Annotated in this window: 8 protein-coding genes; 1 reads left to right on the forward strand and 7 read right to left on the reverse strand. The window is 42.9% G+C overall.

Annotation, left to right across the window (positions count from 1 at the left end; genetic code table 11):
* Position 1: 1 nt before the first annotated feature.
* From AB5706_RS14240 to AB5706_RS14250, 3 genes are all read right to left on the reverse strand, one after another.
* Entirely contained in the window at positions 2-3,130 is a 3,129-nt protein-coding gene (locus tag AB5706_RS14240; RefSeq protein ID WP_173770715.1) for a glycoside hydrolase family 3 C-terminal domain-containing protein, read from the reverse strand.
* A 182-nt stretch (positions 3,131-3,312) separates the two neighbouring features.
* Entirely contained in the window at positions 3,313-5,808 is a 2,496-nt protein-coding gene (locus AB5706_RS14245; RefSeq protein WP_202030756.1) for a glycoside hydrolase family 2 TIM barrel-domain containing protein, read from the reverse strand.
* Positions 5,809-5,901: 93 nt separating this feature from the next.
* Complete coding sequence (locus AB5706_RS14250; RefSeq protein ID WP_334285683.1) at positions 5,902-6,141, reverse strand: DUF6783 domain-containing protein; 240 nt, start codon at positions 6,139-6,141, stop codon at positions 5,902-5,904.
* Between AB5706_RS14250 and AB5706_RS14255 the strand changes: the two genes are divergently transcribed.
* Positions 6,073-6,234 carry a DUF6783 domain-containing protein gene (locus AB5706_RS14255; RefSeq protein ID WP_334285684.1) on the forward strand — a complete coding sequence of 54 codons (162 nt, stop codon included), beginning with the start codon at positions 6,073-6,075 and terminating at the stop codon, positions 6,232-6,234. The genes AB5706_RS14250 and AB5706_RS14255 overlap by 69 nt on opposite strands.
* On the opposite strand, the gene AB5706_RS14260 is transcribed toward AB5706_RS14255, so the two are convergent.
* The 4 genes from AB5706_RS14260 to AB5706_RS14275 form a co-directional block, all read right to left on the reverse strand.
* Entirely contained in the window at positions 6,182-7,483 is a 1,302-nt protein-coding gene (locus AB5706_RS14260; RefSeq protein ID WP_195477233.1) for an alpha/beta hydrolase-fold protein, read from the reverse strand. The two genes, AB5706_RS14255 and AB5706_RS14260, sit on opposite strands and share 53 nt — an antisense overlap.
* A gap of 282 nt (positions 7,484-7,765) precedes the next feature.
* Complete coding sequence (locus AB5706_RS14265) at positions 7,766-8,587, reverse strand: carbohydrate ABC transporter permease (RefSeq protein WP_173718072.1); 822 nt, start codon at positions 8,585-8,587, stop codon at positions 7,766-7,768.
* Complete coding sequence (locus tag AB5706_RS14270; protein ID WP_226815705.1) at positions 8,584-9,465, reverse strand: carbohydrate ABC transporter permease; 882 nt, start codon at positions 9,463-9,465, stop codon at positions 8,584-8,586. Before AB5706_RS14270 ends, AB5706_RS14265 begins: the two co-directional genes overlap by 4 nt.
* A 120-nt stretch (positions 9,466-9,585) precedes the next feature.
* Positions 9,586-10,902 (reverse strand): ABC transporter substrate-binding protein, encoded by a 1,317-nt coding sequence (locus tag AB5706_RS14275; RefSeq protein ID WP_118577574.1) that lies wholly within the window; start codon positions 10,900-10,902, stop codon positions 9,586-9,588.
* Between the last annotated feature and the right edge of the window lie 21 nt (positions 10,903-10,923).

Here is a 10,923-nt window from a genome sequence, read left to right on the forward strand (position 1 = left end):
ATTACTTGTCCTCCTTCACGTAAACTGTCTTTTTGCGAAGTGAATTTCGAAGGTACATAACTGCAAACAAAAGTGTCAGAAGTCCAAATACCACCTCTGCTGCCATAAAGGCAATCTGCCACCATGTAAGAACGTGAATATATTTAGTGGAGGTTGTAATTGTATTCATATCATTACTTGCAACTGTATTATATACGAAATATTTAATTGTTTCTTTCATCTTTTTCTGGAAAGCAGAGTCCTTTGCAATCAGCTTCAGGTTCTCGGTTGAAGTCATGGAACCAATATTAGCGCTTTCATATGCGGAAGTTGTAAGACATCCGCCACCGCCGCCAAATACAATATCTCTCCAGTTCATGTAATCAGCACCGTTGATCATATCTGTTACAATCCAGCCTTCAAAGCCCCACTCGTTACGTGCAACCTGCACCTGTGAAGCTTCGGAAGCTCCTGAATATACAGTTCCAAGACGGTTGAAGCCTGTCATGATTCCCTGCGCATAGTTATTTTCCATAGCTCCCTGGAATGCACGGAGTTCATTTTCCCTTGCAGCCTGCTCTGTGAAAAATGTGGAAACACCGGAACGGTTTAACTCCTGATGATTCATGATATAGTGTTTCGGCATCATCATAAGACCTTTGGATTTTCCGCCTTTGCAGACAGCCTGTCCCAACAGGTTGGTAAGCATGGCATCTTCTGAATAATATTCATGATTTCTGGAGCAGTAAGGTGCACGGTGAATGTTAAGACCAGGTGCTGCAATGGAGTTGGCATTGGACCACAATCCGTCTTCACCAAAGAGCTCGCCTTCTCTCTCTACAAGTTCTTTATTGAATGTTGCTGCAACTACAGGTTCTGTAGGCATGGAGCTCATAGAGTAGGAAGCATATTCGTTGTCTGAAGAAACATAAGTCGGCTCGGAAGAGTTGGATTCATTCCAGCGGGTTGCATATCCTGCAATCTGGTCGTAGCTGTAACCGATCGGTCCGTCATACCAGATTGCTTCTGGCAGGAAAATAGAATCCAGCTTCTCAAAGTTTTTATCTCCTGCTTTTTCAATAAAGTTGGCAGCCTCTTCCAAAGTCAGCTGATCCATAAGCTGATCCCATTTTTCATCAGACAGAGTAAGTGCACCTGCGAAAGTTCCATCCTCATTAAACTGGAGGAAATCAACGGTGCTTAATCCGTTGTCAGCTCCCCAGACAACTTCTTCGTCATTGTTCTCAGTAAGCTCATAAGCGGAGTTTGTAAGACCTTTCATCATTTCCTCTATTGGAGTAATGCTTTCCACTTCTTTCCAGCCCTTGCTCCAGTCAGAACGTGTAGTGTATTCAGCAGTATCCGGGATCAGATTGTTAATATCGCAATCCTGGAATGCATTCTCTACGTTTTCAGAATAAGTCTCTTTATCTTCACCAAGAGAAACTGTCACTACATTTTCCGGCTCAATTGTTTCATCGTCTGTAATTGTGATCAGATCGTCTGTGGAATCTGTTTTTACCGCCAAGACATTGTTTAATGCTTCATGCGCACCGTTTCCGATTGTGAAATAATAATCACCGGAATCCAGCACCCATGCGCCCTCTGTTCCATCTTCTTTTACAGCTTTTTCATCATAACTTGCCATATATTCCGGAGCGAACTCAATTTCCAGAGTCTGTGATTCGCCAGGCTCAAGAACCTCTGTTTTTCCAAAATCAAGAAGCTGAATAGAAGCTTTCTCCAGTCCGCCCTCTATATATGGTGTCTGTACATAAAGCTGGACAACATCTTTTCCGGCAACGTCACCGGTATTGGTTACCTTCACTTTTGCAAGTCCCTTTTCCCCAGATATTACATCTACACTTTCCAGCTCCTGAGTAAAGGTTGTATAAGATAAACCATATCCAAACGGATAAGTTACTTCATCTACATAGTTCCATGCTTTGCCAGTAGAAGAGCCTTCTGTGGTGGTTGCATTTCCCTGATCCAGAACAGTATCCTCGTAACGGGTTTCATAATATTTATAACCAATATAGATACCTTCTGTTTCTACTACATACCAGTCACCCTTGTCTGCTTCTGTAAGTTCTGCACCAGATTCTGCATTGGAAGCATTAGTATAAGTATAAAGGCCAAAGTTGGTCATTGCCGGAGCAGAAACAGAACTTGTGGCATAAGTATCAGAAATATGACCGGATGGATTCACATCGCCAGAAAGTACATCACATACTCCAAGGAATCCATTCATTCCCGGAAGTCCAGTCCAAAGAATTGCTCCAATCTCCGGATCATCCTTCAGTTCCTGGATTTCCATAGGAACGTCAGAATTGATCAAAACGATCACCTTGCCATTGCTATTTTCCTTTGCAAGCTGGATCATCTCTTTTTCGTAAGCTGAGATAGACATCGGGGTGTCGAAGCTGTCCCCATTAGGATCCTTCATATTTGTGCTGTAGTCAGACGCCTCTGAACTGTCTCGGGAAAGAACAACAATTGCTGTTGTATCCTTAGCAGATTCCAGAATATCATCTGTGTAAAGTTCAGCAGGTGCCTCACCTACTGTATATGTATCTGCTTCATTATAAGAAGCGGAAAAAGCAGGTACAAGGCTATGGCCCGGAACTTCATTTCCAAAGAAAGAAGCTTTTCTGTAATATGGCGCGCAGGTTTCACTTGCATAAAAGCCTTTCATGGTTTCATTTACTGTGAAGCCTCTTTCATCCATAGCTTCTTCAATACCATAAGCGATCTGACCATCCTCTGAATCAGCCACAACAGAGGAACCAATTAATCCGCCGGTTCCCGGAAGATGGCTGTTTAAGCCCCAGAGGGTAACAGCTTCTTTGGATTTGTCAAGTGGAAGAGTCTGATCTGTATTTTTGAATAAAACGGAACCTTCTGAAGAAATTTCAGCAGCCAGCTGTTCTTTAGCCTTTACCAGATCCTCTACATTGTCAAATTCAGATTCATAATAAATGCCATCAGAGTCAGAATCTCCCTGCTCGATTTTGTAGCTTGAGGTTCCAAGTGTCGCATTAATGAAATCCACTCTTGCATTTGCAATTGAGCTTCCGCCCAGTGTGATTGTGAGAAGTGAGGCTGTAGTTGTTGCCAAACCACGCCAGATTTTCCCGGTATGCTTTTTCATATTTCCTTTCCTCCTAGTAAATTTCCTTTGACAGATAAACACATACTTTTCAGATAGTTACTCTGTCCTTTCAGTTCTGTTTGAACCGCTGGATTTACTATAGCAAAAGGAATGGGATTTGTGAAAAATTCGGCAAATTTGGAACCGTTTCTGGCAAAACTGGTAAGCATATGAAATTTAAATCAATCTAATATTTCAATCTCTGTCTCTGCATTTCCAAGCTCAGATTCAGCTTTCACAACTACTTTACCAGCTCCAGCCTGTGGACGGATAATCGCCAGTGCTTCTCCATAATAAGTATCTGTCTCATTGCTCTGGTAGCTTTCCGGATAGTATGGGCAGGCACTTCCAAATGCCAGAAGCTCGCCACCTTTTACAGCAAGCTTGATTCTGCCTCTTGCCAACGGTTTTGTCTGGCCGTTTTCGTCTGTGTAGCGCATTCTTACGTAGCAAAGATCGGTGTCTGCATTCACACAGGTAAGCTCTGGTTCTGCCTGGAGGATTGTTTCTTTTCCCGCGGTTGTCAAGGTTTTCTCTTCAATTATATTGTCATTTGCATCATAGGCAACAGCCTTGATTTCTCCATTCTGATAGGTTGTATCAAAGAATACCTTGCAGTCATTTTTCGGCTTCTTAGTGCCTACACACTTGCCGTTTATATACAACTTCACATGATCTGCACGAGTGTAAACTTCCACTTTTGCTGCATTCCCATCACAGCCATTCCATGACCAGCTTTCCATTGCATTTGTCATTTTCCATGCAGAAGGAGAATGGGCATCCTTTGTGTGATCAACCGGCATAACTGCAATTGCCAGATCCTCCAGTTCAAAGGCAACTCTGGTATATGCCATCTCACCAAGAGGCTTTCCTGTGAGATCAATTCGGCCTGAACCGGCACTTACCCAGCCACAGCCGCCATCAAAACGAGGTGCATAATCCTTATATTCCCATGCGCCGATTCCAACCTCACCCAGATAATCCTGAGCTGCCCAGACGAAGTCACCAATGATACGCTTATCACGTTTTGCTTCCTGCATAAATCTGTAAGCATCTGCACAGAAGGTTTCACTTCCAAGAATAATTCGCTTGGAATACTTCTTTAAGTCATGACGGTAACGCTTGATTCCATAGTTATATCCTGCTACATCCATATTGGCATATGCATCCCTTGTTTTCACATCACATGGATAAAGAGTTGCTCCTGTTTTCATAAATCCGGCACCAAAAATTCCGGCTACCGTGTTATAAAATTCACTTCCCACAGCCTTTTTCTTCTTGGCATTCTCAGCAGCTTCATCTGCTTTTTTATCGCTGTAAACACCAAATCCCATAGAGCTTAAGAAGTTAAAGAAGATGTTGATTCCGCAGCTTACAGGGCGAGTGGAATCCAGCTCATGAAGTCTGTCTGTAAGGGATTTTGTAAGGGCAATTCCCTTTTTCTGCGCAGTCTCAGACACTTCATTTCCTGTAGAATACATGATCACAGATGGATGATTATAGTCCTTATCCACCATATCTTTTAAGTCTTTTCTGTAATTTTCCAGAATCTCATCTGCATAGTCATACTTTGTTTTATGGATATACCAGCCATCAATATATTCGTCCATTACAAGCATTCCCATCTCGTCACAGGCGCGAAGAAGTGCTTTGGAGCATGGGTTATGTGCAGAACGGATTGCATTATAGCCAGCGTCCAGAAGGATGCGGATTTTACGGCGTTCTGCAAATTCATACGCACAGGCACCAAGAAGGCCGTTATCGTGATGGATACAGCCACCTTTTAACAGGACACGTTTTCCATTGATACAGAAGCCCTCTTCCGGAGTACAGCTTACTACACGGATTCCAAAGGTTTCTTCCTGAATATCCTCGCCGAAGGTTACGCGACAGGTGTAAAGATTCGGTGCTTCCGGACTCCAAAGGTTTGCTCCCGGAAGAGCAATTTCTCTAGAAAATTTACCATCTGCCTGGAGAATTTCCAAGGCGATGATCTTATCTGATGCTTTGTCAGAATTTTGAACGGTTGGTTGTACTGCATTTTCGTCAATACACTGCTCTATGGTCTCGTCTGTCTGGTCTGCACTTTCGCCAGCCACAGCTTTTCTGGTAACAATCTGTTTCTCCATAATTTCCACTTTCACCTCACCGGCAGCATTCGGCCATGCCTCCACGCGGATTTTCGGCTCCTTATAATCCAGTGTAGTGATCTTCACGCTGTCAAATCTTAAATGTTTCTTCGGCACGATATACAGCCACACCGGACGGTAAATTCCGGTACCGGAATACCAGCGGCTATTAGGCTGATCGTGATTGATCACTTCCACCCGGATCACATTTTCTTCCCCGAATTTTACATATTTTGTTGCATCTACATAGAAACCAAGATAGCCATAAGAATGATATGCAACTTTTTCGCCGTTGAGATATACAGTTGCCTTACGGTAAACGCCCTCAAATTCCAGGATCACTTTCTCGTCTTTCGCTTTCTCTGGAAGGATAAATGTTTTCTCGTAAGTGTAATCCTGTGCCTCATACCATCCTGTATTCACACCGCCGGCACTTGTCTCGCTTCTCTCATCCAGCTGCATGGCATCATGCGGAAGAGTTACTGCAAATGCATTTTCTTTATCTCCTGTTTTGTAGCAAATCCAGTTTTCGTTAAATGACTGCTTCATGATTTCCTCCTGAAATTTTCTATAATTTTCTTTTAATGTCAAGCGGATATTCCAGGTCCGCTTCGCTACTTACTCATAACCGAATGCTGCTTCTCAGCTTAATTCTACCAAATAAAAAGCAGGCTGCGCTATTCCAAACGCAACCTGCCAAAAAACACGCGCCAACTGTGCAAAAAGCGCATTGCTGTTCTCCTGTTCGCAGCAACAGGCTCTAAAGCCTGTTTGAAAAATCATTCCCGCAATCTGCACGCCCCACTTTGCGGTATATTTCACCCGAATTCGGTTGCCGTAGTCCGCTACGGTGCCCTCATCCGAGCGAAATCTCCCACAAATTGTGACGCACATCTTGCAGAAAGCCTTTTTCAAACACGCTCTAGAAAATCTTCTGTAAAAAATTATACAGCGCCAGATGCCAGTTTCCCATAGAATGATACCGCATTGGAAATACATCAAAACAGGTATTTACACCAGACCGCAATCTGGGTTCAATATCCAGCAGAGCCTGGTAATCCTGAATCTGTCCAGGCAGGGCGAAGTCGAGGTTGCCACTTGCCACATATAAATAATGAATTGGCAGTTCTGCAAAATCGCCTGTCTGAATGGTGTCTTCAAATGCAGTCTTATCTGTCCTGCTTCCGCTGAATGCCCCAAACCAGGAAAAATAATCCAGGCTCTGGCACAATACGGAATGGTACATCGTTACCGCCCCTCTTGACAAACCAGCAAAGGCTCTGTGATCCCGGCTCTTGGAAAATCCCTTATCATCTGCCGATTTTGCATATGTAGAATAAGAGGATTCAATCTCAGGCATCAGATCATTTCGCAGCTCCTTTGCAAAAGAATAGGTCAGCTGATCCAGATCATCTGCACAGTCATCTTCCACATAAAAGGTTGGTGTCACCACGATCAGTGGCTCAATATCTCCATCTGCGATCATGTTATCCAGCATGGTTTTATTATATGGATTTGTTTTCAGCCAGTATTTTTCATCATCACCAGTTCCATGCATCAGATACAGAATATTATACTCTTTTTCCTTACTGTAACCATATGGAAGATATACATAAGCTGACTTTTTCACGCTTCTTCCATCAGTGGCATAAGCCCTGGTATCGTATACAACTTCTTCCACAGTTCCAGCCTGTTCTGGTTCTTCCTCATCATATTTCGACGGAACTGCCCATAACTCATCCCGAGCCTGTCCCTGCGCTTCATGTCCTGCATCATACCTTACTTTCCAAAATCCCAGAAATCCTGCCAGTATCAGAACTGCTGCCGCAAGCGGTAAAACTGCCACACGCCCCATAGGGATTTTTTTCCAGATCATCACCGTTGTCCCCAGGCTTCCTCCCAGCGTGGCTACAATAGCCTCTGCCAGAAATAACCAGTTAAAATAATATGTACTGGTAGAAAAATTGGTATTAAAATACAGAACAAAAGCCGTCACTGCAATCAGCAGATATAAAAATGGCATTCTGCTTTTCCATGCCATATACGCCACCAGCATAAAAACCACCGCGATCATACTGAATGTAATAAATGCTGTCTTATCTCCCAAAATTGCAAACCGGACAATATCAATTCCGGAAAGTAGCACCAGAACAACTGCGAGAATCTGGCTGATCCGGTTCCACATTTTTTCATCTGCTGTTATCTCAATTTTATGCCTCATCATTTTCCCACTCCTACATTTTCTCCAGATACTTTATCACATTTCATGGATCATTTCCTGAAAAATCCGCAATTTGCAGCTCAGAAGCCGCAGACTGCATACAATAAAATTCTTCACAGATAAAGATAACAGATTTCTTCTTATTTTTCAGCATTCTGGCAAATGTAGGCACCTTTTAGGCAAAAAAATACCGGAAACAGCTCTCCAAATCCTAACATTCAAAGAACCATTCCCGGTTTAGAAGGAATTTCAATTATAATTTGCAGCCTCGCTGCGCGCCCCAGATCACTCTTTCACCGCACCGGAAGTCATACCGCCCACAATATATTTCTGTCCGATCATATACACGATTACAACCGGAATACAGGTAAGTACAATATCAGCAAAAATGTAATTCCAGTAGCTTTTATTTTTTCCAAAGAACTGATAAACAGCCATAGTCATCGGGAACATTTTACTCTTGCTTGACAGATACAATGGAGTCAGGAAATCGCTCCACACACCCATGAACTGCAGGATAAAACAGGTCACCATAGTTGGCTTCAGAAGAGGCATGATAATCTTAAAAAACAGGCTGATAGGACCTGCGCCATCAATGACTGCTGCCTCATCCAGTTCCACCGGAACAGAAACCACAAAGTTGCGGATAGTAAACACACAGAACGGAATCATGGCGCTTGTAAACACCATAATAATTCCCTGTCGCGTATCGTTCAGATGAAGAGTGCTTAATACTCTCACCAATGTTACATAGTTAACCGGGAAAAACAGTCCGCAAAGTACGAAATAATATAAAAATACATTTAATCTGGTACGCTTGCGGCACATTACAAAGGCAGCCATTGCACAGAGCACAACCCCCAAAGTGGTTGCGACCAGTGCGTAAAGTAAACTGTTTGAAAATCCCTGGATCAAGTTTCCTTTGTCAATAACCTCGGTATAATTGGAAAACAGCCATTCCTTCGGCAGGGCAAGACTCATTCGGGAAGCCTCGCCTTTACTCTTGAAAGAGTTTATAACTACCATATAAAAAGGCAGGATAACGGTCAGGCACAGCAGGATGCAGACCAGATGTTTCAGCAGATTCTGAACTTTTTTCTTTGTCATTGCTGTACCTCCTGTTTTCCTAAAGTTTTAACAATTACAACACCAGCAATTGCCGTGATCAGAAGCAGAATACTGTTCAAAGCAGAAGACATACCGTACTGGCCTCTGGAATAAAGCTGGAATGCGTAAGTGGTAAGAACCTCTGTTGCATGTCCAGGGCCACCATTTGTCAGAACGTAAACGATATCAAATACCTTCAGGCCATAGGTAATACCAAATACCAGGTTGATCATGATGGCGCCGCTGAGCATTGGAAGTGTCACATAGCGAAGTCTCTGCCAGAAGTTTGCTCCGTCGATCTCCGCTGCTTCATAGTAGGATCTCGGAATGGTATTCAATCCGGCGAGGAAAATCGTCATTACATAACCAATACCTCTCCATGCATCCACACCATAAATGGATTTCCACACAACCCCAAGATCCGAAAGCCATTTCTGTTTCAGGATACCAAGATGCAGTGCATCCAGGATTGCATTAAGAAGACCGTTGTTATAGTTTAAGATAGACTTAAAAACAAGACCGATAATAACAAATGGAAGAATGGACGGCAGATACAGTAAGGTTCTGTAAAGTCCTTTTCCCTTCAGTCCTTCCTGAAGCATGATGGCAATCAGAAGTGCCGGGATCAGCTTCACAATATTGGAAATAATGGTAAATTTTAATGTATTTCCAATACCGCTTAAGTAATCCTTATTTGATGTAAAAATCTCTTTAAAATTGTCCAGTTCCACAAAATGGACACCATTTAATACACTTCTTGAATTCCAGTCTGTGAATGAATATGCAACACCCATTATACTGGGAAGCAGGAAAAAGATAATGTACAAAGCCAGCGGCAGTATCAGAAACCACTGTGGATAAATTTTCTTCTTATTCAAAGGCGATACCTCCCCTCTATCAAACAGTGCGAAGGAATCACTCCTTCGCACTGAAGATATACCCTTATTAAATATCTTATGCTTAAATAATTATGTCAATTTCTTACCGGAAAACTTTATTTAGTTCCAGTTTGCATCGCCAACTGTCTTGGCAGCCTCTGCACGGTTGGTGTCCATATTTGCAAGAACGTCATTTGCTTCCATTTCGCCCTGGCAGAATGCAACCATATCCTGACCAAACTGCATCCAGTAATCGTTTGTATATTTTGTGCCGGTCTGCAGAACAGATACGCTCTTCTTACTGTCATCTACTGTTGCAAGGAACTCTTCTTCCTCTGGCAGCCAGTGTTGCTCAATTGCATCATCGTTCATATCAACGTTTGTGTATGCAGGAGAGTTGTCAAGGATTTCCTGAAGACTCTCTGTGGTTGTAACAAAATTGAAGAATTCTTTTACAAGATCCTCATGCTCTGTTCCCTTGTAACCAAACATGGTAGGTCCAGCCGGGTTGGTCGGATACCAGGTGTTATCGCCAAGTGGGATCAGGAACATACCAAACTCATCCTCTGTGCCTGTGTCATCTTTGATCTGCTGAATGTAACTGGAGTTTGCCATAGCCATTGCAATGTTTCTGTCGCCAAATTCATTTGTCAGGTTGGTGCTGTCAGTTCCAATCCAGTCCTCTCCGAAATATCCTGCATCGGAAAGCTCTTTGAACTCGTTCAGAACCTCAAGCATTTTCTCATTGTCAGCAAATGTAGCCTGATTTGTATTCAAAGCATCGTAAAGTCCTGGTGTAGCTTCTTCGTAAACACCACCGATCTGGAAGAATGCCAGCTGATGCTGCCATCCATCTGCACCTGGCATAAACCATGGAGTAATTCCCTGTTCTGCGATCTTAGCGCAAAGGTCTTTCAGCTCTGCATAAGTAGATGGTATCTCCCAACCATTCTCTTCGAACAATGTTTTGTTATAAACCATTACATATTCTGGTGAATTGTGCCAGATCTGAAGTCCGTATAATTTATCATTGTATACACAGGATGTTTTTCTTGCTTCCGGCATAAGATCTTCCCAGGAAGCTCCTGTGAAATCAATACAGTATTTCTCTGGATCAACGATTGTAGACTCGATTGCAAATGGGTTAGACTGAATCCAGAAAATATCTGCGCAGGAATCAGTAGCCAGTTTGGACTGAAGCAGGTCAGAATACTGGTCAGCCGGAATAGTCTGAAGGTCAACTGTTACACCATAAGTATCTTCAAAACGCTCGATTGTTGCATCATATCTGTTATCCATCCAGCCTGCTGATACCAGAATACTCAGTTCCTCACCGGAAAAATCTGCAGTCTCCTCTGCAAATACGGTAAGTCCGCTTGTCATGGACGCGATCATTGCTGCTGCACAAGCCACTGCCACAAAACTCTTTCTTTTCATTTACATATCCTCCTTTTAATA

The organism is Ruminococcus sp. RTP21484sp1_RTP21277st1_D2_RTP21277_210401 (assembly GCF_040924225.1).
Classification (GTDB): Bacteria; Bacillota; Clostridia; order Lachnospirales; family Lachnospiraceae; genus Blautia_A; species Blautia_A faecis.

What these genes read in the sequence shown, in the direction of transcription:
- AB5706_RS14240 (WP_173770715.1), bottom strand. Translation starts at nt 3,130, where the DNA reads ATGAAAAAGCATACCGGGAAAATCTGGCGTGGTTTGGCAACAACTACA.
- AB5706_RS14245 (WP_202030756.1), bottom strand. Translation starts at nt 5,808, where the DNA reads ATGAAGCAGTCATTTAACGAAAACTGGATTTGCTACAAAACAGGAGAT.
- AB5706_RS14260 (WP_195477233.1), bottom strand. Translation starts at nt 7,483, where the DNA reads ATGATGAGGCATAAAATTGAGATAACAGCAGATGAAAAAATGTGGAAC.
- AB5706_RS14265 (WP_173718072.1), bottom strand. Translation starts at nt 8,587, where the DNA reads ATGACAAAGAAAAAAGTTCAGAATCTGCTGAAACATCTGGTCTGCATC.
- AB5706_RS14275 (WP_118577574.1), bottom strand. Translation starts at nt 10,902, where the DNA reads ATGAAAAGAAAGAGTTTTGTGGCAGTGGCTTGTGCAGCAGCAATGATC.